The 22152-nt window shown below is 39.3% G+C and carries 19 protein-coding genes and 2 pseudogenes; 15 read left to right on the forward strand and 6 right to left on the reverse strand.

All coding sequences use genetic code 11. The annotated features are described in order from the left end of the window. The first annotated feature begins 70 nt into the window (after window positions 1-70). The 4 genes from B3E92_RS02195 to B3E92_RS02210 all read left to right on the forward strand — a co-directional run bounded on the left by B3E92_RS02195 (window position 71) and on the right by B3E92_RS02210 (window position 5870). Window positions 71-652: a hypothetical protein gene (locus tag B3E92_RS02195; protein WP_286895141.1), complete on the forward strand. Its 582-nt coding sequence runs from the start codon at window positions 71-73 to the stop codon at window positions 650-652. A 65-nt stretch (window positions 653-717) separates the two neighbouring features. Next, window positions 718-1509 (forward strand): hypothetical protein, encoded by a 792-nt coding sequence (locus B3E92_RS02200; RefSeq protein WP_286895142.1) that lies wholly within the window; start codon window positions 718-720, stop codon window positions 1507-1509. A gap of 395 nt (window positions 1510-1904) precedes the next feature. Beyond that, window positions 1905-2276 (forward strand): hypothetical protein, encoded by a 372-nt coding sequence (locus tag B3E92_RS02205; protein ID WP_286895143.1) that lies wholly within the window; start codon window positions 1905-1907, stop codon window positions 2274-2276. Window positions 2277-2639: 363 nt separating this feature from the next. Continuing rightward, on the forward strand, window positions 2640-5870 hold the full coding sequence (locus B3E92_RS02210; protein WP_286895144.1) for a sugar-binding domain-containing protein: 3231 nt from the start codon (window positions 2640-2642) through the stop codon (window positions 5868-5870). 282 nt (window positions 5871-6152) lie between these two features. On the opposite strand, the gene B3E92_RS02215 is transcribed toward B3E92_RS02210, so the two are convergent. Beyond that, window positions 6153-6329: a hypothetical protein gene (locus tag B3E92_RS02215; protein WP_286895145.1), complete on the reverse strand. Its 177-nt coding sequence runs from the start codon at window positions 6327-6329 to the stop codon at window positions 6153-6155. A gap of 432 nt (window positions 6330-6761) precedes the next feature. Between B3E92_RS02215 and B3E92_RS02220 the strand changes: the two genes are divergently transcribed. The 7 genes from B3E92_RS02220 (at window position 6762) to B3E92_RS02250 (ending at window position 14185) form a co-directional block, all read left to right on the forward strand. Beyond that, a complete protein-coding gene (locus tag B3E92_RS02220) occupies window positions 6762-8762 on the forward strand; it encodes a hypothetical protein (protein WP_286895146.1) in 2001 nt (666 codons plus the stop codon). A gap of 5 nt (window positions 8763-8767) precedes the next feature. Then, window positions 8768-9610, forward strand: a complete 843-nt coding sequence (locus tag B3E92_RS02225; RefSeq protein ID WP_286895148.1) for a hypothetical protein — start codon at window positions 8768-8770, stop codon at window positions 9608-9610. Between the two features lie 599 nt (window positions 9611-10209). Then, window positions 10210-10587, forward strand: a complete 378-nt coding sequence (locus B3E92_RS02230; RefSeq protein WP_286895150.1) for a hypothetical protein — start codon at window positions 10210-10212, stop codon at window positions 10585-10587. Between the two features lie 121 nt (window positions 10588-10708). Continuing rightward, window positions 10709-11215 carry a hypothetical protein gene (locus tag B3E92_RS02235; protein ID WP_286895151.1) on the forward strand — a complete coding sequence of 169 codons (507 nt, stop codon included), beginning with the start codon at window positions 10709-10711 and terminating at the stop codon, window positions 11213-11215. Between the two features lie 192 nt (window positions 11216-11407). Then, window positions 11408-11737, forward strand: a complete 330-nt coding sequence (locus tag B3E92_RS02240) for a DUF4844 domain-containing protein (RefSeq protein ID WP_286895153.1) — start codon at window positions 11408-11410, stop codon at window positions 11735-11737. A 233-nt stretch (window positions 11738-11970) separates the two neighbouring features. Next, window positions 11971-13056: a DUF4274 domain-containing protein gene (locus B3E92_RS02245; protein ID WP_286895154.1), complete on the forward strand. Its 1086-nt coding sequence runs from the start codon at window positions 11971-11973 to the stop codon at window positions 13054-13056. 868 nt (window positions 13057-13924) lie between these two features. Beyond that, a complete protein-coding gene (locus tag B3E92_RS02250) occupies window positions 13925-14185 on the forward strand; it encodes a helix-turn-helix domain-containing protein (protein ID WP_286895156.1) in 261 nt (86 codons plus the stop codon). 215 nt (window positions 14186-14400) lie between these two features. On the opposite strand, the gene B3E92_RS02255 is transcribed toward B3E92_RS02250, so the two are convergent. The 3 genes and pseudogenes from B3E92_RS02255 to B3E92_RS02265 all read right to left on the reverse strand — a co-directional run. Continuing rightward, a complete protein-coding gene (locus tag B3E92_RS02255; protein ID WP_286895157.1) occupies window positions 14401-14925 on the reverse strand; it encodes a hypothetical protein in 525 nt (174 codons plus the stop codon). Between the two features lie 11 nt (window positions 14926-14936). After that, the gene (locus B3E92_RS02260; RefSeq protein WP_286895228.1) at window positions 14937-15641 is read right to left on the reverse strand and encodes a zinc-binding dehydrogenase; all 705 of its coding nucleotides are present in this window, start codon (window positions 15639-15641) and stop codon (window positions 14937-14939) included. 30 nt (window positions 15642-15671) lie between these two features. Continuing rightward, a pseudogene (locus tag B3E92_RS02265) lies at window positions 15672-16094 on the reverse strand (alcohol dehydrogenase catalytic domain-containing protein); the annotation flags it as partial. Between the two features lie 626 nt (window positions 16095-16720). Here B3E92_RS02265 and B3E92_RS24260 point away from each other — a divergent pair. Together B3E92_RS24260 and B3E92_RS02275 are read left to right on the forward strand one after the other, a co-directional pair. Then, a pseudogene (locus tag B3E92_RS24260) lies at window positions 16721-17089 on the forward strand (histidine kinase); the annotation flags it as partial. Continuing rightward, window positions 17087-17407 carry a LytR/AlgR family response regulator transcription factor gene (locus B3E92_RS02275; protein WP_286895226.1) on the forward strand — a complete coding sequence of 107 codons (321 nt, stop codon included), beginning with the start codon at window positions 17087-17089 and terminating at the stop codon, window positions 17405-17407. The pseudogene B3E92_RS24260 and the gene B3E92_RS02275, both read left to right, overlap by 3 nt. Window positions 17408-17485: 78 nt before the next feature. Here the strand turns inward: B3E92_RS02275 and B3E92_RS02280 are convergent, their stop codons facing one another. Continuing rightward, complete coding sequence (locus tag B3E92_RS02280) at window positions 17486-17983, reverse strand: alpha-L-rhamnosidase C-terminal domain-containing protein (RefSeq protein ID WP_286895159.1); 498 nt, start codon at window positions 17981-17983, stop codon at window positions 17486-17488. Between the two features lie 242 nt (window positions 17984-18225). On the opposite strand from B3E92_RS02280, the gene B3E92_RS02285 reads away from it, so the two are divergent. Together B3E92_RS02285 and B3E92_RS02290 are read left to right on the forward strand one after the other, a co-directional pair. Beyond that, window positions 18226-18636, forward strand: a complete 411-nt coding sequence (locus tag B3E92_RS02285) for a LamG-like jellyroll fold domain-containing protein (protein WP_286895160.1) — start codon at window positions 18226-18228, stop codon at window positions 18634-18636. Between the two features lie 166 nt (window positions 18637-18802). Continuing rightward, the gene (locus B3E92_RS02290) at window positions 18803-19600 is read left to right on the forward strand and encodes a beta-L-arabinofuranosidase domain-containing protein (RefSeq protein ID WP_286895161.1); all 798 of its coding nucleotides are present in this window, start codon (window positions 18803-18805) and stop codon (window positions 19598-19600) included. Window positions 19601-19740: 140 nt separating this feature from the next. Here the strand turns inward: B3E92_RS02290 and B3E92_RS02295 are convergent, their stop codons facing one another. Beyond that, on the reverse strand, window positions 19741-22149 hold the full coding sequence (locus B3E92_RS02295) for a glycoside hydrolase family 95 protein (protein WP_286895162.1): 2409 nt from the start codon (window positions 22147-22149) through the stop codon (window positions 19741-19743). Window positions 22150-22152: the final 3 nt, after the last annotated feature.

Below are 22152 nucleotides of genomic sequence, written 5' to 3' on the forward strand. Positions count from 1 at the left end.
TAGTTCATAGGCCGGATACATACTTATTGAATGAGAAAAGAATAGTTGGAGATATTTGGTTTATTAATTTATGATGACTTTTATTAAAATAGCGTTAACCGCTGCTAATCTTTTCACACTTAATCAATGTTTTGAGATCAAAACGTTCTATTATAAAGAGAAATTGGAACATACTTTCATAGATGGTAAGAGTTATACTTTAGTCGGTGATAAAAACAATAAATATTATAATGTAGACCAAGCAGTTAAACCTCATCCGTCGATGTTAAAGACAAGTTATTTTGATACTGTTCGAGATATTGTATTGAGAAATGTTGATGGCAGTAAATTAACAGATATAGATAAAGATGCGCAGATCTATGTCTCCATGTTTTTCGATCCAACTAGTTTGAAAGTGATCGAGGTATACTTTGGATTTGTAGCTGTAAATCCACTTAAATTTATGACAGTAGAACAACTTCAAAAAATAGATGAAGATGTTAAAAAACTAGTTCGGGGAGAGAAAAGAATAGGCTGGTACAGCGAACAGGAAATCGATGAGAACTTTTCTAAGCTCAGTTATATAGACGGTGTTGGTGTTAGTTTTTACTTCAGTCAAATCAAGGAGTATAAAAATGGCCAGATTCCAAAAGAAAAAGTAGCACCATTTTAATTTGGTGCGGAAGATGTAGGAATGTCAGAATAAAACCTTAATTTCAGCAATCAAACAGCTTTAACATGACATTTCTATACCGATATCTTCGTCTGTATGCGGTGCTAGTTGCATTCCTGTTTTCTCTCCATGTTTTTGCGCAAAATCAGTCAGGAGTGAAAAGCAATGCACTTGCAATTCAGTTCGTTGAGCGACAACTCCCTGAGGGCAACTATACCGCAGCGGTATTGGGAGTTCCCCGTCCCAATGCAGCGCAGTTCGCAATTGCCGAGAAAATGAAACAAGCGATGAAAGCCAATGAAGATTGGTTTTTTAAAACAATGGAGAAATTAAAACCAGGAGAGCCGATACCGTATCACAAGAATCTAGGTATTAGCGAAGAGGAGTATGCTGTTTTTATGAAGTTCTCCCAATCTGTCAAATTAGACAAAATAGGGGTAATTGAGCTCAAGATCGTGCGTAAGGAAAATAGTTTATATTTTGAACCGAAAGACTTCGGCGATTATTTAAAATATCTAGTCGTCGATTTAAAAGACCAGAGACTCAGGGTTGATAGTCTGGACTTGGAATACAAAGAGCATATCACTATGAATGTTAAACAGACAACATTGGTTGCAGGGCCTTGGGTAGGTTACTCCTGGCAACTCGAAGAAGTTAAGAAAGACGGACAATTAATTTCAGATCCAAATAAAGTAGTTTCTGCAGAAATGGGAGAACTGGATATAAAATCTATTAAGGTAATTATTGGCAAACTCGATCATAGCAATCAGTGTTTTCTGTATCTCAAGAGTAACATTATCAATAAAGGACATTTGCTTGCAAAACAGGATTTAGCTCTTTTATTAACGAAAAAATAAGCCGAAATGCAACGTTATGCCTAACTTTAAATGTAATAACAGCTATAAAAGAAACCACTTATATTTTTCTATCGATATCAAGGAAAAATTGATTTCAATATTTAGTTAAGATTAAATGCCGTTATATCAATTTTATCCATTTGTAATCTATACAGCCTGATCTGATGATTGGGCTATGTTGTAAGTACCCCATTTTGCGACAGCTGAGATTGGACTTTTCTAATTTACAGTACTAAGGGGTTTATTTGTTGTTGGTGCCTCATATTTTTGATAACTCCGCTGGTGTGAGTTCCCAAGCGCTGGGCTGTTGCTTAATATTCATTAACACAAGTTGTTGTTAGCTTTGAAATAATAAAAAAAGTAAACTTATGTTAAGGTAAGTAATATTTTATGGAATGACCCTGATGGTGGGAGCCTCCATAGCCTCATGTTCAAAAGATGAAGAAACAGAATCGGAGTCAGGGGAGGTTATTGAAACCGGTACAGCGATAAAAATTAGTTCGACATCAAAAAATCGTACGGTTGACGGGTGCCAGGATACTGGAGCAGACGACGAGGATCTTGTCGCAAACTCTTCAGCCAGCGGTGTTGCCTATGAGCTTACAGGCTCAACAACAAGTGGGTCATTCAAGATCTATTCAGATAAGAAATTCAAGGTCACCTTAAATGGGGTCTCTATTACATTTATAATACTTGCCGATGGGACAGAAAACAAGCTTACAGATGCGGCTACGGATGCCAAGGGCGGCAAGAGTTTCTTATTGTGAAGGCCGAAAATGGTAAAATCATCAAAAAGACCAAAATGCAAGGAAAGGCAATTGAAATAGTCTTATAGTTTCATAAGATTTTGATGCGGTCTTATCTATTTAATAAGCTATTTAAAGATGAGCAGTTGTGAAATAGTCGCGGGAGCTTCAAATTTATAAATGAATCAATACTATCAGATGTGAAAAAAGACAAATTTAGTTTAATATAGTGTTTTATGTAAATACAGCGGCATTTGTCGATGTATTCTTTTTTTAGATAAAAAATTAGAAAAAGCATATTTTACATGTTTTTACTATTTTTCTACATCTTAGATAACATGAATACGAGTTTCTTTGAAGAATTATTTTAATGTTACATTATTTATGAGGCTGTTATCCTTTTCTATCGGAGTTTTCTTTTGGATTATCTCATCTTACTCTTTTGCACAGAACAAACAGATGTTGGACGGAACCTGGCGCTTCAGTCTGGACGAGAAAAACCGGGGACTGGAAGAAAAGTGGTTTGACCGTGATCTTGCCAAAACGATTCAATTACCGGGGACGACAGATGAAGCAAGATACGGGACAAAGACAAATGGATCTGACTTTGGTATTCTAACCCGAGCATATAAATACTATGGCCCCGCTTGGTATCAGCGGGAAATTACGGTTCCGACAGACTGGAAGGGCAAACAGATATTTTTGAACCTGGAACGGGTGATGTGGCAATCTATGCTTTTCGTTGATGGAAGACAGTTTGCTCCTCAGGATGCATTAAACTCGCCACATCTGTATTCACTCGGAACACTTAGCCCGGGCAAACATAGGCTGACAATCCGTATCAACAATGACATGATCTATAATATCGGCGATAAAGGTCACGCATATACAGAGTACACACAGAGCATCTGGAATGGTATAGTCGGCAAAATTGAATTAATAGCAAAGAATCCAATCCATTTTTTTAACCCGCAAGTTTTCACATCAATTGCACCCAAGGCTTTTCAGCTCAAGGATACTTTACAGAATAATAGTGGAAAGAAAAGCTCTGTAACGCTAACCTATTCCTTACGGGAACGTAAGAGTGGGAATGAGCTATTTCATGGAAAACGGAAGTTTACGTTATTATCAGCTAAACTGCCTATTGATATCACTGAAAATGTACCTGATTTAGTTCAATTGTGGGACGATATCAATCCGAATCTTTATACATTAACGCTGAGGTTACTGGATGATAAGGATCGCGAATTGGAAGTGAGGGAAATGGAAATAGGTTTTCGTGAAATCAGCGCTTCCAAATCGAAGATTTTAGTAAACAAACGCCCCGTTTTTCTGCGGGGAAATTTAGATTGCGTCCATTTTCCATTAACCGGTTATCCGGCGATGAATGTCGAAGAATGGGAACGTATTTTCCGTATCTATAAAGCTTATGGATTGAACCATGTGCGTTTTCATTCCTGGTGTCCACCAGAAGCGGCATTTGTTGCTGCAGATCGAATAGGACTTTATCTACAGCCGGAAGTCATCTGGCTAGATTGGTGGATGGCTGTTGACAATCCGGGGCGCGAAGAGATGAACACAAAGGGCAGGCCGAAAGGTCTGGGCTATAATGCTTCTGCAGATTCCTTTGCACAAAAAGAGATTGCTACCATGTTGGCCAGTTATGGAAACCATGCTTCTTTTACAACAATGGCTATCGGTAATGAATTGGGTAATTCAGATTTTGATGTCATGGAATCCTGGCTGAAACCCTATAAAGCAAAAGATTCAAGAAGATTATATGCTGTTTCTTCAGCGCGGAAGATAACAGCGTTAGATCAGTTTATCGCAACACATTATATTGACAAATTAGGAGGAACCAGAGGAATGCGTGGTGCGACAACGGATTGGGATTTTGAAAAAGTGTATAGTCAATCAAATATCCCAGTTATCGCACATGAAATCGGGCAATGGCCCGTATATCCAAGATGGGATGAAATAAAAAAATACACTGGCGTACTGAAAGCCAGAAACCTTGAACTCTTTCGGGAACAGGCCAGAAAAAACAACCTCGAATCACAAAATGAAGCTTTTGTGCAGGCTTCTGGCGCGCTCAACCAGCTGATGTATAAAAATGAGATAGAGTCCTTTCTTCGAACACCCTCAGCAGCAGGCATACAATTGCTAAGCATGCAGGACTATCAAGGGCAAGGAGAGGCGCTCATAGGTTGGCTCGATGCTTTTTATGATAACAAAGGGATTACTACTCCCGAAAAATTCAAGATGCATCATGATACCACAGTAATGCTGTTGCGCCTACCAAAATTTGTATGGAAAACAGACGAGCCTTTCCAGGCCAAAGTGCAGGTTGCCCATTACGGTAAGGCTGATTTCCAAGATCAGGTGTACTGGAAGATTTATGATGAGACGGCAAATGTGTTATCCGCTGGTGATTTTACGAACCAAACTTTTCAGGCTGGGAGCTCAGAAATTATAGAATCCTTTAGCAGTGATTTTTCCAAGGTCAAAAGAGCTACAAAGCTCACTGTAGAGGTTGGATTGAAAGATCGACCCATCAAAAATCGCTGGGAGATCTGGGTATATCCACCGGTCAATGTTCATGAAAAAGAGGTCTACATAACGGAGCGGTTTGACGCTAAGGCAGAACAAGTTTTACATGCGGGCGGGAAGGTGCTGTTGGATGCTTCTGATCTGGGCAATGTGAAAACGGCAGATATGATCAGCTTCTACCCCTTATATTGGTCACTTACTTTTTTTCCGGGGCAGGGAATCAATACGATAGGCTTATTACTGCGCGACAAACATCCGGCATTTAAGGAATTTCCAACAGATGCACACAGCAACTGGCAATGGCAAGCCATCTACAAAGGTGCAAAAGGTTTTTATATCAATAATTTTCCGGCGATATATAGGCCTATAGCACAGCCTATAGACGATTTTCATCGCAACAACAAGCTGGCTTCTATTTTTGAATTAAAGGTTGGAAAAGGCAAATTATTGGTAACTGGTTTTAATATACAAGATAAGAAAAATCCTGTAAGCCAGCAGTTGAAGGCAAGTCTTGAAAAGTATATGGTTTCGGATGACTTTGCACCAGATTATGAACCGAATTTGGATTCACTGCGTAAAATGTTTGTCTTCGTGGAGCCTTTAAAAAGTGTTGCACCAAAAGCCTTTAAAAATTCACTGCTGTATGTCGAAGCCGGCAAAAAATCACAAGCTATCGACCGAAATGTCGATTGGTCCCCTGTCATGGATTTGAGTGAAGCCAGTAAATCGACGACTTATAGCATAAAAGCAGAGGGAGTCTGGAAAGACGAGGTTTCTTCAGCCTGGCAGGGCAAACAAATGGAAGTGACCATGCATGTGCCACAAGGCATGATCGGTACTTTTTATGTCTTTTTTCACGACTGGAATAATTTGGGACGTCAGGCAGATATTGAATTTGAAGGACGGCCGTATACCCTGGGCCGACACGACAAAGAAGGGCAGTGGATCAAATTGCATGTGATGCGCGAAGATTCCAATGATGGGGTATTAAAGTTAAAAGTGAATACTTCAAAAGGACCCAATATAATGATTTCGAAGATAGCCTTGACCGAGGAAGTAGAGTAAGAAAATAGATAGATCTGACAAAAATTTAATATTTCTACCGTTCATAGCAAGGGTAGAAATATTAAAAATGTGTACGACAACAATTTGTTCGCGCAATTCTTTATTTGGAAATTTCAGTAGGGGCGATGCCATTCCATGATTTAGGGATATTTTTTAAGCCTAAGATTTTGGCTAAGATCCACGAGGTATTTCGGTTACTGTTAAAAAAAACAGCCGTATTGCCCAGGTTTTTTATCTTTTTGCCTGTGATAGCAAAAGAGGCGGTCCGATCTTAATTGTGTGCTATCCCATATAAATCTTTTTGAGGCGGCTGGTTAGCAATTCAATTTTTCCTTCCAAAATAAGATGATAAAAGTTTTCGAAGCTGTCCTGATAGATTACCTGTTCTTGTGATTTTATATTATCTCGGATTTGATCTTTAGGCATTTTATTATAATAGGTATAGTAGTCAGTTTCCATTGTATCCTCATAAAATCATCAAAATAGATCTTCAGGATTTTCCTTACTCCTGAAGTGTTTGAAATTTTCGCTCAAATTTTTCATAAATGTTATTTGAAGTGAATGCCACAAATGTTGTTTCGGAATGAAAATTAATAATAGCAATCAACTAGGCTAATCTTGAATAAACAATCAAATGAACAAATACACTTGACGACTTTGTTTTCCTTAATAATTGTTATTTAAAAAACTAAGCATGGTGAGAAGGGCTTTTTTTTTAAATCTTGAAAACAATACTATCGTTTATTTGTTGAGGATTTAAACAGCCATTATATTATTAGTTTGCCGCAAGTTTCAAACAGTTCAAGCAAGTTTCTACGCCATGAAGTTTTATAGTCCTTTGTGATCCAAAAGGCAATAATCTATTGCGAAAATATTTGACAACTATGATTTATGAAAAATCCATTTAAAATGTCATTTGATCGATTCGAAACCGAATTGTGTGTGACGAGAGGGATAAATATTCCGAATATTCAGTTTCTTAATTTACAGAAGATATTATGGCTAATTTTTCTTTTAGTCCCTTTGTTTAATCATGGACAGGACATTCAGAAATCACCTTCGAGAGAAAATTCGTCCTCTTTCGTTTTCATAGACTTAAATGCTTTATCCAATGAAGAGAAAAATCGCCTTTTATCTTTTCAAACAAAGAAATCTCTGGCTAATAATCTCATAGATACTATCGTTAGTAAAGAAAAAGGCCTTGATAAATTCATTGCTTCCTATTCTAATTTAAACGCTAGAACAAATTCATCCGGTTTTTCGGAAATAAAAAATGCAATAGTAAAATTGAATGGTCCTTTAGCGACCAAATCGATTGTTAAAGGTAATAAGATTTTGACACCTTCAACTTTTAGAATACCGAAGAAAAATTCAAGTGTGTCCTATTTTCAGAGTATTGACACGGTATCTGGAAGGGTTGTTGCCTTACCGATATCATTTGTTCAGCAGGACTCAATTGCTCAAGATTCTAGTGCTATCATTTTGCCTGAACAAACTAGCCTTTTGAAACTTGATCTATCTCCGGAAGAACTTGATGAATTAAAAAGTAAAGTTTTTGGGGGTGGTTTAGAAAAAGCGAATAAAAATGCTATTCGGATTCTAAATAAATCAGATCGCTATGTCGCTGTAGAATTTCCGGCTGATACACTTTCATTGGATACAATAAACAGCGTTAGCATATCATCCATTTATAATTATTCAGATACGTTAAAGTCTAAACTATCAATACTCAACAAGGACAATTTTGGAGAATATTATGTGCTTGATTTTTTTACGGAAGGAGATTGTTCGCACGGCCAAAAAGTTGTCTCTGTCGTAAAGCAAAAGTTTCAGGAATTAGGGATTGATCTGAGTTATTTAAAATTAAAGATTATTTCAATTGATTATCGGCATGATCCACAGAAAGCCTTAGACTTTCTAACAAACTATTATAGCCAATTAGATTTAGATCTAGATCGAGTCTTTGGTCAGTTTCTAATAGATGGTTTGAAATCAAACGCTAATCATGTAGATGAGATTTGCGCTAAGTGTATACCCAGTGAGATCCTTCAAGCTTATCTCAGTGATAGCTATAATAATAAACCCGACATTATTTCGACATCTTTTTATATTTCGACCAGTAAACCAGTATTTCCTAATCCTGTTTTAAGCCCGACGACTTTTATTACAGCTTGTCTAAACGAAACAAATAGACGAATAGAATCACTAGATGAACTGGATTCATCGAGTCCTACAGCCCAACCTTTGACAGCATTATATAAAACTAAGGGATACGGTTGTATTACTGTTAGTTCACAGATTAAAAGTGGTTCTTTCAATGGCATGTATTCCGAAAATGCGAGTGGTGTTACTACCATCGGAAAGGGGGGCGGATGGGAATTCTCAAAATATTGCTCCAGGCCGTTTATCGGAGCAAGTTTTGCTGTTCCCGATATTGGAGCAACTATGCTGATTGCCAAGGCCTATTGGAGAGCGAAGAATTTTGTTCCAGACGCAGAAGAAGCTAAAATTCGGTTGTTGCTATCCTGTGATCTTGATTCAAACCTCGTGTCGAAATTTGGTTCAGGAGGTCGGATAAATTTGGAGAAATTGATCAATTTTAAAAATGGCTTTTGTGAAGATTTAGATGGCAGGATATCCCCATGCTTTATCAAAAAAGGATCCAAAGTATTTGGTTATAATTTTAAAAGAGGAATGAAAAATGATGATGTATCGGGTATCGCATTTATTAGCGATAAGACATACTTTTTTTCAGAGTTAGCATCGCGTTGGCAGCACAATTTGTCCAGCGATATCGATATTACCATTATCAAAGATGGTTTTGAGGAAAGATTTACTTCTATAGATCAAATAAAGGCTAAATATAAACATGTAACCAACTTTAATAAATAAAAACTATGAAAAACATCAAATTAATCCTTATTGCAATTATACTGGGTTTACCCACTTATCTAGGCGCGCAGAACTATAATAAATTATTCCAAGATGCAGTGAAAAAGGCTATAGGTTCTGATTTAGCTCAATTTAAGACCTTCAGCTATCCAGTTGATAATTTTGGCGTACTAACGATGTATAATAAAAAAGTGAGCCCTACTGAGATGTTATGCGACATGCTGTACTGTATTGAGGGCGTTGAAGGCGATAAAGAAGACTGGATAGGGATGAAGGGATTTGTAGCGATAGGAAATGGTGGCCCAATAATGCTCGAACAGACCGTGAAGAATAATTGGGGGGCAGAAGTTATTCTTCCCAAATTATACCAAGTTTTAGGGATTTCGGCAAGTGCTAACTCGGAAAAAGAAATAGGCATTAATGTCGAGATCGAGGGCGCGGTAATGAGAACTTTGCGTAGACAGCCTGTTATGAATTATATAAATAGTCTAGACAAGTCTACTGAAATATTTAAAGCGTATAATAATGGTCGGCTAGTTATTATTGTGGCGGATTGTATAATCAAAGGGGTAACAGTAAAAATAAATAAGACAGCAGCTTTAAAAACTAAATTAGATGCGAAAGTTGGCGGTACTGATAATGAGGTCGTATCAAAAATTTTTAATGATGCTCAGTTAACTGTCAAGATTGACAGGGACGTAGATGGAGAATATACTATAAAGTTTGAGCAACCATTAATATTCGCCACTTTGTCAAAAAAGCAACCTAAAGCAGGAGAATTGGGAGAAGATGATAATTTTGACAATTGGCTAGATGCTATCAATTTAGATAGGTCCGCAGACAAATAAAGTTATGTTAAATTAAGTATAAGAACTCAGGGACGGACGCTAATAGATTTAGGGCCCTTGCTCTGGGAGTAACTGCTTTTTGTTCCGAATGCCACAAATTCTGTTCCGGAGAGATAATTATGAATAGCAGTGAACTTTTGAACAACATTTTAGAAGAAATGAACAACTGTTATATTAACTAATCTTACGGCCTTTGATTTAGATCGAAGCCCAAAGCCGGTTAACATTTAGCCAAAGCGGACATCTAGCCAACATTGCCTCCCTTGACGGTTAACAAGGGGGGGCTTTTTTTGTCGAATTCAAACTAACCTCTCAACAAAAAAACAACTTTAGCTACAACTAAGGTTTTAATGGGACATAAAAGTGTAATAACTACTATGAAATATTATAATGACGATGAAGGATTGGTTAATATTTATGCTGAACAAAATGGTATTCATCCGAGTAAAGTTTGAGAGTCAAAATCCAAGCATAAATAGAGAAGATTAATACAAAGCTCATTTGCGAACAGACTTCATAATTATGTAATAATTTTCTATATTGCCTTAAAGTATTCATTATAAACGCTTTTAACACCCACAGGAAAGTTTTGAATTAATATGGCTAAAAAAGTTTATTATAGTAAGCCGTTGAAATACTTCTGGAAAGACCTATATGGTAGGCAAAAGAATTTCACACCCGATTTCACAGACGAACAAATGTATTTTGCACTTAAGAAAAATCTCTTAACGAAGCCTGTAGGTATTGACGAAACTCAGGAGTCTAGAAGATTAATAATATCAGGATGGGATTTATGGAGGGAAGATTCAAAAGGTGACCTTTTACACATTTTCTTCCTTGATAAGCAATTGCGTGATTTTCTAGAAGTAACTCCATTATCGGATTTAGAGGGGATTAAAAAATTTCTTTTCCAAAATGGACAGACAAGAGCCATAAATCATATTTATGCCAACGAAATTAGAGATACCGTACTGTAAGTTTAGAAGCTAAAAAGATATATTTTCCGTAAAAAACCTGATGTCTAAATATTTTAAAGAATTTAGAATTGTCCTATTTTTGTTTCCTCTTTAAAAATAGCTAAACCTGATAACCACCCGTATGAAAAAAAATCTGATTCTCTTATTTGTCTTTTTAAGCCTGAGCTTACCAGCCCAATCTACTATGAGAGAAGATCTATCAAAATTATTTCTTGATCTAAATCTGGATCTAGCCCCGAAATTAATGGTCGCTAATTCCCCGCTAAAGTTTGAGTGGGGCGCCAATAGAGGACTTCGGTGGACTAAGGAAGGTAAGACGGAGAGTAATGACACCCATATATTTATTGCCAGGTTCAATAAACACCACTTTATCCAGTCAACGTTTAAAAAGGGAGTAATAACTATCAGTCAGACCACTGAAGAGATGAAGAAGGATGTTTTTTCTATCCATGAAGGCTTTAAATTTGGTAATCCTGATGAAATGATCAATGAATACAGCAGGTTACTGCTTGTTTTTGAAAAATTTGGATACCGTGTAAAAAATTCAAGTGTTCAGAATGAAAATTTTGAAACGCAATTTGAGTTCACGGAAATACTGATAGGCAGTGAACAAAAAAAGCGAAACTAACAATATCTTATGCCATGCCACCTAAAAAGGAGAAAGCTAAACGTTATTTTCTTATCATCCTTTATGACAATCAAGTGGAAAATTAAACCTCAGCATATGCAATTATTTCTTAAAAATATCATCTCAAAGATCTTTATATATTCCCTGATTATGCTTACTTTTTACTCCTGTAAGAATAAAGACGTAAATACAATGGAAAAAATACAACATCTCGAAGCATTAAAAGCTGCACCAAAATTTGTCCAGGAAGATTTTTATCCAGGTCTGGCCGATAAGGAAAATGAAAAAGTTCTGTCCCAGCTTCTTGATGAAAGCATTGAGCGGTTTACCAAAGGGGTAAACAGTAATTTTAGTGATGAGCAGTATAGGGATCTGATGAAAAACGATCTGAACAGGTTCAATGATTATAACCTGGATACAGAGAACAGAGAATATATCTGCGGTTTTTACGAAAAAATCATGGATGCCATAGAACTGGAAAGCTCAGATGGTGTACTCAATAATTGGCTTTATGGTTTTTAATTTTTCGCCAAACCATTATGCTTAGGGACTTTTTATAGGAGCCAGTCACCCCGGATCACATACGAATAGAATATGCATCATTAATTTCTTTATAATTTGGAGTAGTGAGTCTTTGGGGGGCATTAACCGGATAATTTATTTGGATTCAGTGGTAATAACGTTGCAACTGTTTTAAAATTACGGACTTTGAAAGTAAACAGCCTATATTCCAAACTTTAATAGGATTTTCATTTATGAAATACAAGATATCAGAAAAAAGAGCAGTTTTTCTAAGCAAAACATTTTTTGAATACAGTTTTAAAGGAAATGAATTGGATAGGGAAGTGCTAGCAGCAATCACGGAACCTATCGAACTGGATTTTATTGCAAAAAATCACAATTACGATGACGGAAATGACCTGCTACTTGCTATTGTAAGCCATCCTTACTGTGATATTTCGACGGTTAAGATGATCTTCCATAGAGCTGATGTTGAAGGTTATTTAAAAGATGGTGAGAGATCAGGTGATTTCCGGCTGATCAAGGCTATTATTACCCATTTAGATAATGGATTCTACACCCATGAAAAATTCTATTATGATCCTGCCAGTGACCCTGCTGCATTATCTTTTGATGCAGAAGAGCTAAAGAAATACATTCGGGAGGATGCTGTTCTCTTTGGCAACCCCAGGGGGAAAAAACTCGAGACATCATTTGCGGATAATTTTCACCGCAGAAATCTGAAGTTCTATGATGGCACAGTAAAAACTGCTATTGTACCCACAGGGCTAAACGTGAAAACTGGCGGATGTAACATTACTTTTAAGGTACCTGAAGGAAATTTTAAGATAGTAGAGGAAAGTACGGTTAAGAATTTTATAGATTGTTATACATTTCCTGCAGGTCTAAAAGAAAGTTTTGGTGTAAGTGAAAAGCAACTGAAAAAGGTCATTATACGGCCGGATCTGGTCATTGAAAATGATGAACTACTCCTGGTTCTTTTTCTTTTTAACAGCAAAGCTTTACAGCTGGAAAATGCACTCACCAATGTTTCGACAATGATGCGCAATGAGTTTTTCTATCTACAGGCTTTTGTTGATATAGTTGGCGTTGAAGAAAACTTTGGTAAGATAGCCCGTATTAAGCATAATGACACATGGTTTGCAGTCAGTAGAGGCATGCAGGTTAAGATTAGTAATCAAGAAAATTTAAAATTTCTGAAACTGATCTTATTGGAAAAAGGGGGTATCGTATTTTCGCTTTCAGTTGTTTCAGATCAGATAGAAAATCTGGATAATGAAGTGATTAAAAATTTGATCAACAATTGTTCCTTGGATTGACAGCGGTGAAATCCCTTTTCAATCTGGAAAATTCTGGACTGAAATGTACGGCTCTAAGAACGCCCAGTTATATAGGATCTAAGTTAAGGTTAATAAAAGTAATTACGGTTTCCCTTTATCATGGAATCAATATTTTTTAGAATTTGGCAGGATGAAATGCCAACTACAAAACTTTATTATATTGATGATCATTGAGGCTCTAAAGTATGGTTCTTCGGGTATAGGAATTCGGATAACACATCATATTACTATCAAACGTGGCCCCGATCAAAGCTGGATAGAATTTCGGCGAAAGGATGGAAAGCCAGTAAATGCATTTGATTTTTTTAATCTTGGGTTGCATATCGATTGGTACAAGACACAGCGAGGGTAATATTCTAAGTATTGGATAAAAAACCACTTAATTTTTCATCTCGCTAAAACGTAGCAGACCTTAGTATATCCAAAATCCTATTAATTTGATCTTCAGCTTTTAAGATTAAGATAAGAAGATATTTGCCATTGCTCATAGGCTGGATAGAGAGTCCGTCAAATTAAAAAGAGGAAAAGTCCTGCTGAGCCAGGATAGCTTTTGCCGCAAGTTTTATTTTTTATAAATTTTATATCAAAAATAGATTAAAAAGGCGCAAATTATTCAAGATAAATTACTTGTTACTAAGAACATGATAGTAAATGAATCTTAGGCAAAACGTTTTTGCAATGATTTATTTTTAATTTATAATATTTTTTGGCAATTACTAAGGAGATCGGATAAATTTGTTTAATTACAATTAGAAAAGATAACCTTTATAGGCTATTAAGATAGGTACTGATATTATATGAAAAGAAAGTTAATCAGGGTCAGCTGGCAAAAAACGGCCTGCCCAATGTGGCCTTCTTGGCCGACCAGCTCTTTGTTTCGCCACGCTACCTCAGTGATTTGCTCAAACAGGAAACGGGTAAAACGGCCATGGAGCTGATCCATATTTTTATGATTTCAGAAGCCAAAAATTTATTGCGCTTAGGAGAGAAGGGTGTTGCTGAAATTGCGTATGAACTTGACTTTGAAAACCCATCCTATTTTACCCGACTTTTTAAAAAACAAACGGGGATGAAACCCTTGGAATTTAGAAAGTCCCAGTTGAACTGATAAGTGCTAAGCTATTATAAGTCACAGGAAAATACGCGATTTTCCTGTGACTCCATTGTTGTGTCCAGTTACTACATCTAGGCCGTTTAATTTTCCTTGGATGCCCACTGTGCTGAAATTAATCGAGCGCAGGTATTCGTCGCGCGCAGGCGACATGCGACAGCGTTTCAGCGCCAACAGCTCTTGGAAAGGATCGATCATTGGGATAGGATGGATCACTTCATTTTTCTTTTCGAGCAAAACTGATAGGCCACCAACCCAATCGCAAGACCGGCCACAATAGATTTGCTGATAAAGGCCTTTTTATTAAATTTCCATTCAGCGCCTAGTCCGAGTTCTTTGGCGATATTAGGGAGATGGCCTTTTGCGATATCCTGTGCAACGCCTTCCAGCATATTGACACGGTCTGCCAGGACCAGTGGAAGCCAGCGTCCGTAGCTTGATTCGCTGTATTTGAAAGCGATGCGCCTAATTGCGCCGCTCAGCCCGCTTGGTGGACTACTCGTACCATACACGGCTGTCAGATTGGGCCGTTCAACAGACTTGAGTATTTCAACCGTCTCTTCTTGTAGCGGAGGCCGCTGCCAGGCGTATCCTTGCTGTTCTTCGTTATTTCGTTTTTTAATGGGGAAGGTCGGATCATTCCTAGGGTCAAAATCGATCCCCCAGCCCTTGATGTGGCTATAATTTCCTTCTCTATCGTTGATAAATTCTTCGGGTGTCGTTTGATCTGTTATCATAATAAAATATCTTAAGTTGAAGCCAATGGTGGGATTAATACGGTCTTGATGCAGTTGTCCAATTTGGAAGAGAAAAGATGATAAGCATCGCCTATTTCCTCTAAGGGAACGCGGTGTGTAATCAGCTCCTTGGGATTGATAATGCCGTCTTGTACATGTTGGATCAGTTTGGGCAAAAGCCGCTTCACCGAGGCCTGATTGGCGCGTATCGTAATGCCTTTATTGAGCACATTGCCTATCGGGACCAGACTGTTAGTCGGACCATAAACACCCACGATCGACACGATGCCGCCCTTTTTTACACTGTTAATCGCCCAATGGAGTGCCGTAGTAGATCCGCCTTGAAGCATCATATATCTTCCTAAAAGCGTATTCATCGCATTGCCGGCAGCTTCACAACCTACGGCATCAATACACACATCGGCCCCCAGCGAATCGGTAATTGTCTTGACAAAAACAACAGGATCGCCTATAGACCGGAAATTGACGGCCTCACACTGCGCGTAGCGTTCGGCAAATTCAAGCCGATAATCAACCTGATCGATAATAATAACGCGCGCGGCACCAAACAGCCAGGAGCATTTGGCAGCCATAATACCGATTGGTCCAGCGCCAAATACAACCACGGTATCACCAGGCTGTATGCCAGCCATTTCAGCCGCCTGATAGCCTGTCGGCACCACATCGGTCAACAAGACCGCGTCGTCGGGGTCCATCCAGTCGGGGATCACCACAGGGCCCACATCGGCATAGGGCACTCGCACATATTCGGCCTGCCCGCCGGCATAGCCCCCTGCGGTATGCGAATAGCCAAAGATGCCACCCACGGCGGTGGCTTCGGGGTTCGACTCATGGCAGTTGCCATACAGTTCCTGCCGGCAAAAAGCACATTTCCCGCAGGCAATGTTAAAAGGGACCATCACCCGGTCGCCAACTTTTAAATTTTCTATTGCTGCGCCAACCTCGACCACTTCCCCGATAAACTCGTGCCCGAAAGTAGAGCCTACCCGCGTGTCGGGTACCAGTCCGTGGTAGAGATGTAAGTCCGATCCGCAGATACAGGAACGCAGTACCTGGACAATCGCATCCTGTGGATGGAGGATTTCTGGCAATGGGGCATTTTTATCAGCACGTACGCGATAGGGGCCCCTGTAATTCATTGCAAGCATAATTCCTAAGTTTTAATCTATCAAAAAAGCCAGCGCCCGTTCGAAGACACTTACTTAGGGAAGAGATGTGATGCGTCATTCGTTTGCCTATTTTGCGGATAGCGGACTTATACGGTAAGCCACGTATTTAGGGCTATTTTGTACTGACAGAAGCGCTTGGTACCTTGGTCAGTTTTCCGACAAGCCGTTTGATTGGTAGATACAACAATAGGAAACGAAAATAATACAATCAGCAACCATTTTCTTGTCTTCCTGGTTGATCAACACAGATCCGGATAATTCCGACGCATTGAACAACCGGGTTCAAACCGAAGTTCATTACCATTGATGCCATCATTAGAAGCTGATGAATGTTTTGATTAAAGAATGAAGCTATTTGAAGAAGTATTACACGATCTAATGAAATGGCTCAGGCACATTTGCAAATAGAAACGGGACGAACTGCTAGGAAAGTCGTTATCACTTCATAAAAATTCAGCTTTACAGCAGATAGCCTCTCTGACGAAATGTTCGATATGTGGGACAAACATGGATATCGGGTACTTAGAGTGCTTTTATCATTTATTTTCATCCGTTCAAAACCTGCTACAGATTGTTTGTCAACTTATTTTCACCGACAGATTTTAATGATTTACTTTTGTGACTATGATCTTAAAAAGAATGAACAAAAGGACGAATATGCTTTGCTCTGTTTGGCTGTGATTTCTCTTGGAATTTATTGGTTGATCAAACAGATTGTGTCCATCATTAAATTAAAAAACGAAAAAATGAAAGCGGAGTTGATGCTGCTGAAAAGCCAGGTAAGTCCACATTTCTTCTTCAATACACTCAACAATTTGTATGGCCTGGTGGTAAAGGATTCTCAAAAAGCGCAAGAATTGATATTAAAACTTTAAGATATGATGCGTTACAGCATCTACGAAGGCGAAAAGGAAAACGTACAGATTCAGGAAGAAATTGAATTTTTGGAAAACTATATCGAACTCCACAAAATGCGTTATCATAAGCTTATAGACGTCGATTTCAACGTTCCAAATCGAATCTTTGTTCAAAGCAATAAAAAGCAAATTCAACTGGAAACAGAAAACATTTTATACATTGTAGCAACGGGCAACTACACCAAAATAATAACCCTAACCGGGCCTATTTCCATTCGTGAAAAATTCTCTGCTTTTTTGGAGCAGTTACCTAAAAATGATTTTGTACAGGTACATAAATCATTTGCAGTTGCCCCTAAGCAGATTAACAGTGTGGAAGGCAACATGATTTTTATCTCAATTATCAGGTTCCAATTGGAAAAATTTATAAAATGAATATGCTTAAATTGTTAAAGTAATGTAGGTGTAATCTTCATTCAACTATAGGGGAAGTTTTCTTCTTATATCGTAATCTCAAGCAGTTAGTGTAAAAGTAGCATAACCTGCATCATTTACGGCAACTTCTGTTCCAATCAATGCCTTATTGTTTAGTATGATCGGTGATCCTTTGGGAATCTTGACAATCGCTTTGGAACCGTTCGGGACTTTTAATTTTAGCCTAAAACCTTTCTTGTCATTTCTGAAAGAAGTTGTTATGTTTCCCTTCACAGTCGGTATGCTTAAATAGCCCGATGATAGACTGGCTGGCTGAGGCTGAACAGCAAACTCAGTATATCCGGGAAGTAAAGGCTTAATCCCAAAAACGCATTCTGTCAGTACAATCTGTGCGCCGCCCCTCCAAGCGTGGTTTGTGGTGCCGCCGCCAAACCCGCGTTCTCCGATACCCCAGCGTTCATACAGTGTTGTTCGTTCTGGATCATTCACCATTTCGCTAAAGCGATCTTTTGTCCTTGCCAGCGCATAATTTCCTTGCTCCATTTTAAAAAGTGCCTCCATGATATACTTCTCCATGTAAGGGCTGGCATAATACTGCGATTTGAAACATTTCAAAATTGATCCGTATTTGCTGCTATCAGCAATGTTGGCTATTACTGCCATGGCCTGAACCCGATCGTCCGCATTACCTTTATGCGCAATTTGGCAAAGTTTTGTCGCTCTCTGGGGGTACAGATGAGTTTATCACACTTCCAAAAGGTATTTTTACGGACTTAGAATCTATTAGTCTGACAGGCTAGTTTTATCTTCGTTCGAAAATGGAGGGGCAGACATTTTTTAGAATTGGAAGGGATGATGACAGCCATCTATTTGTTAGTCCAGGAGGAAAGGAAGACCAGAGCGGCTATCAGGCTGTTTTAAGACTAAATAACCGGAGTATCAAAAGTACAGCTGTTCGACGCATTGATACGGGAAAGTGGGTTCATATTTCAGTAGTCATGGATCTGTCTTTCAGGTCACTCATCCTGTATCTTAATGGAAAACGGGTAGATAAGCTAGCAGGAATCCTACAGGAAATAGGTGCTATGCTCCGCGGACAGGCTTCGGGAGTTATAGAAAGCCAAATCGGAAAATCTATACTGCCCGGACAGCCAAATATTAAAGCGCTGCTGCACGATTTTAGAATTTATAGGGTTGCCTTGACATCCAATCTGCCTATTATAAAATAGCGGAGAATTTTTGGGATAAAACTGTTAATGATTATATGTACAGTATTGGCGGAGTAGCCGGAGCCCGCAACCCGGCCAATGCAGAATGCTTTATCAGTCAGTCGGCAACTTTGTATGAAAATGGATTTCTGCAGGCGGTCAAAATGAGACATTTGCAACATATAATATGTTAAAATTGACCGCTGATCTTTTCTTGTTCGATCAGCGTGGAGAGTTTATGGATTACTACGAGCGCGGCCTTTATAACCATATCTTGGCCTCAGTAGCCAAGGATAGTCCAGCCAATACGTATCATATCTCCTTAAGACCTGGAAGCTTGAAGCAATTTAGTAATGCCGATATGACTGGTTTGACCTGCTGTAACGGTTCCGCTCTCGAGAGCTGTACCAAATTGCAGAACTCTATTTACTTTAAAAGCAGCGATAACAGCGCTTTGTATGTGAATCTATTTGTTCCGTCAACACTTTATTGGAAAGAAAAAAACGTGACTATAGAGCAACGGACCAATTTTCCAAAAGCAGATGTAACGCGACTTATTATGAAAGATAGCGGAACATTCGATCTGAATATCCGCGTGCCGGGATGGGCTACCAAAGGTTTTTTCGTCACGATCAACGGCAGGAACGAATCCATCCAGGCCACACCGGGAACTTATCTAAAGATAAGCCGAGCGTGGAATGATGGTGATACGATCGAATTAAAGATGCCATTTCAATTTCATTTAGATCCGGTAATGGATCAGCCGAATATAGCAAGTCTTTTCTATGGGCCGATCTTATTGGCGGCGCAAGAGCCAGAAGCCAGAAAACAACGGCGAAAGATCACGTTAGAAGCAAAAGATATAGGCAGTAAGATCAAAGGTAATCCGTCAACACTTGAATTTAAAATAGATGATGTGGTTTTCAAACCTTTTTATGAAACCTATGGCCGACATTCTGTCTATTTGGATGTCACACTGAAATAAAAGAAAGCTCAAAAGGTTAGCCTTCCTTTTGAGCTTTCTCTTATGTTCTTACGTCCTGGATTTTCCTTTCACTACTGAACGTTGTTAGCATAGCAAGCCTTTGCATAACTTGACTACCCTTAGATCTAGGTCGTAGAAAATTATCTAGAAATCATGTTCAGCTCAACAATCTCGTTATTTTTTAAGGGAATCTCCATAAACCCATTCGCGATTGCCAATGTTTTCGTCCCCTGTTTGATTGCGGCGACATATCCCGGAACCTTAAGTTTAAGACGCGTGTCTGCAGATGCTTTTAATGCTATTGAGGTGATTTTTTTATTTTTCCAATTGGCACTCACTTCTGCTCCTCCACGTACCCGCAGGCCTTTAAAATTGCCCTCAGCCCAGACATCGGGAAGTGCCGGGAGTAGCTCGACATATCCGTTTTGACTCTGAATCAGCATTTCAGCAATACCCGAAGTACCTCCAAAATTTCCATCAATTTGGAAGGGAGGGTGGGCACAGAATAAATTTGGATAGGTACCGCCGCCGCTGGTCATGTTGATCTCACTGCCGGAAGTGGGTTGCAGCAGGTTTTTTAAAAGTGTATAAGCACGGTTGCCGTCTTGAAGCCTGGCCCAAAAATTAACTTTCCATGCTCTCGACCATCCTGTACCTTCATCTCCGCGGCGATTTAACGTTTCTCGTGCAGCGGCCGCAAGTTGTGGGGTAAGGTCAGGGGAAATCTGGTTGGAAGGATACAGCCCATATAGGTGAGATACATGGCGATGGTTGGGTTCAACCTCTTCATAGTCCTCAAGCCATTCCTGCAAATAGCCCTTCGGACTGATCTGCATAGGTGGAAGTTTCGGTAACACAGCCTTAATTTTGTGGGTATGTTTATCAGTTACACCCAAAACATCAGCTGCAGCAAGGATATTGGTAAATAATTCGGTAATAATCTGGACATCCATTGTCGGGCCCATACACACATACACGCGCTCTTTGCTACCCGGTAGATAAAAGGAATTTTCCGGAGAACTCGATGGGGCAGTGACCAGCCAGCCATGTTTTGGCTCGGCAATCATACTGCTCAGGAAAAAGTCTGCTGCCCCGCAGAGAATAGGATAAATCGTTTGCAGGTAGTTTTTATCCTGCGTGAACTTATAATGCTCCCAGAGGTGTTCACATAACCAGGCGCCACCCGTATTTGTTGATCCCCAGGAAGCCTCCTCTCCTGGAGCCGTATATTTCCATGGATTGCTCATCATGTGGCTTACCCAGCCCTCAGCTCCGTAGAATTTCTGGGCAGAAATTTCTCCCGATGGTACTAAAGATTTTGTGAAATCGATCAGTGGCTTGTGAAGTTCCGAAAGATTGCATACCTCTGCCGGCCAATAATTCATCTGCAGATTAATATTCAAGTGGTAGTCTCCATTCCATGGGGTCTGCACCTGATTAGCCCATAGCCCCTGTAAGTTGAGTGGCAGTGATTTTTCATTGGTGCCGCTGATCATCAGATAGCGGCCAAACTGGAAATATAGTGCCGCCAGCGCCTGATCTTTGCCGGACTGAAAATGGGCAAGCCGTGATGGGGTAGTGGCAACTTGATCTTGCACACCCAAATTTAATTCAACACGGTTAAATTTGGTTTGATAGGAGGCGGTGTGCTGCTGTTTTAACTTATTAAATGAATTTTTCTTTGCCTTTGCTAATAGATCGTCTACTGTTTTCTCATAATATGTGTCGAGCATATTCGTTGAAGTGGAAATTAATATAACGACTTCATCAGACTCTTTTACAGTGAGTGAATGATCGCCAGCGATCAATTTGCCACCTGTATGAAGTACTTGTAACTTCGTTAAATATTTCACGCCGTCCTGGCCGTTGTGCCCATCGTTGAGCTGGCCCGCCATAAAGATCGTATTATTTTCTACCCATACTTTTGCCCGCTCCGGTCTGCTTAGCTCGATATCCAGTGAAATGGATTTCTTTTTATCGGCGACGATACGGGTGGCGAGTATGTCATTGGCATGCGAAGCAAAATATTCACGCTGGTAGGTGATACCTCCTTTGGTAAATTTAGTCGAAGCAATAGCGTCGTTTAAGGAAAGGATACGCTCATAACCAACAGTTTTCTCCGCAGTTGGGTAAGTGAAGCGAAGGTGCAAGTCGCCCAGCATTTGGAAACAACCGTAGGGTGCATCTTTCGATTCTCCATGATTTGACCCTTTGCCGCCGCTCCGAAAGTGTGCATACATAATTTTCTGGGCTTCCATATTTTTTCCGGCAAAAAGCAGCTGCCTGATTTCTTTCAGATAAGGCAGTGCCGCGGGGTTAACTGCTGTCGGATCTACACTGCCCGACCACATACTGATATCGTTCAATACGATATGTTCGGTATCAATTCCACCATCTGGCATCATGCCGATGCGGCCGTTGCCCAAAGGCAGGGTTTCCTCCCATGCTGCTGCAGCCTCATGATAACGTAAAGCCAACGGACTGGCCTGCTGCGAAAAAGCAGGAAGTATATAAATTGTTAAAAAAATAGTGAACAGACTTATCTTCATAGT

The organism is Sphingobacterium sp. UBA6317, assembly GCF_002440385.1.
GTDB lineage: Bacteria > Bacteroidota > Bacteroidia > Sphingobacteriales > Sphingobacteriaceae > Sphingobacterium > Sphingobacterium multivorum.

Coding starts and splice junctions, on each gene's coding strand:
- B3E92_RS02195 (WP_286895141.1), top strand. CDS start 71: ATGATGACTTTTATTAAAATAGCGTTAACCGCTGCTAATCTTTTCACA.
- B3E92_RS02200 (WP_286895142.1), top strand. CDS start 718: ATGACATTTCTATACCGATATCTTCGTCTGTATGCGGTGCTAGTTGCA.
- B3E92_RS02205 (WP_286895143.1), top strand. CDS start 1,905: ATGACCCTGATGGTGGGAGCCTCCATAGCCTCATGTTCAAAAGATGAA.
- B3E92_RS02210 (WP_286895144.1), top strand. CDS start 2,640: ATGAGGCTGTTATCCTTTTCTATCGGAGTTTTCTTTTGGATTATCTCA.
- B3E92_RS02215 (WP_286895145.1), bottom strand. CDS start 6,329: ATGGAAACTGACTACTATACCTATTATAATAAAATGCCTAAAGATCAA.
- B3E92_RS02220 (WP_286895146.1), top strand. CDS start 6,762: ATGAAAAATCCATTTAAAATGTCATTTGATCGATTCGAAACCGAATTG.
- B3E92_RS02225 (WP_286895148.1), top strand. CDS start 8,768: ATGAAAAACATCAAATTAATCCTTATTGCAATTATACTGGGTTTACCC.
- B3E92_RS02230 (WP_286895150.1), top strand. CDS start 10,210: ATGGCTAAAAAAGTTTATTATAGTAAGCCGTTGAAATACTTCTGGAAA.
- B3E92_RS02235 (WP_286895151.1), top strand. CDS start 10,709: ATGAAAAAAAATCTGATTCTCTTATTTGTCTTTTTAAGCCTGAGCTTA.
- B3E92_RS02240 (WP_286895153.1), top strand. CDS start 11,408: ATGGAAAAAATACAACATCTCGAAGCATTAAAAGCTGCACCAAAATTT.
- B3E92_RS02245 (WP_286895154.1), top strand. CDS start 11,971: ATGAAATACAAGATATCAGAAAAAAGAGCAGTTTTTCTAAGCAAAACA.
- B3E92_RS02255 (WP_286895157.1), bottom strand. CDS start 14,925: ATGATAACAGATCAAACGACACCCGAAGAATTTATCAACGATAGAGAA.
- B3E92_RS02260 (WP_286895228.1), bottom strand. CDS start 15,641: ATGGACCCCGACGACGCGGTCTTGTTGACCGATGTGGTGCCGACAGGC.
- B3E92_RS02275 (WP_286895226.1), top strand. CDS start 17,087: ATGCGTTATCATAAGCTTATAGACGTCGATTTCAACGTTCCAAATCGA.
- B3E92_RS02280 (WP_286895159.1), bottom strand. CDS start 17,983: ATGGAGAAGTATATCATGGAGGCACTTTTTAAAATGGAGCAAGGAAAT.
- B3E92_RS02285 (WP_286895160.1), top strand. CDS start 18,226: ATGGAGGGGCAGACATTTTTTAGAATTGGAAGGGATGATGACAGCCAT.
- B3E92_RS02290 (WP_286895161.1), top strand. CDS start 18,803: ATGTTAAAATTGACCGCTGATCTTTTCTTGTTCGATCAGCGTGGAGAG.
- B3E92_RS02295 (WP_286895162.1), bottom strand. CDS start 22,149: ATGAAGATAAGTCTGTTCACTATTTTTTTAACAATTTATATACTTCCT.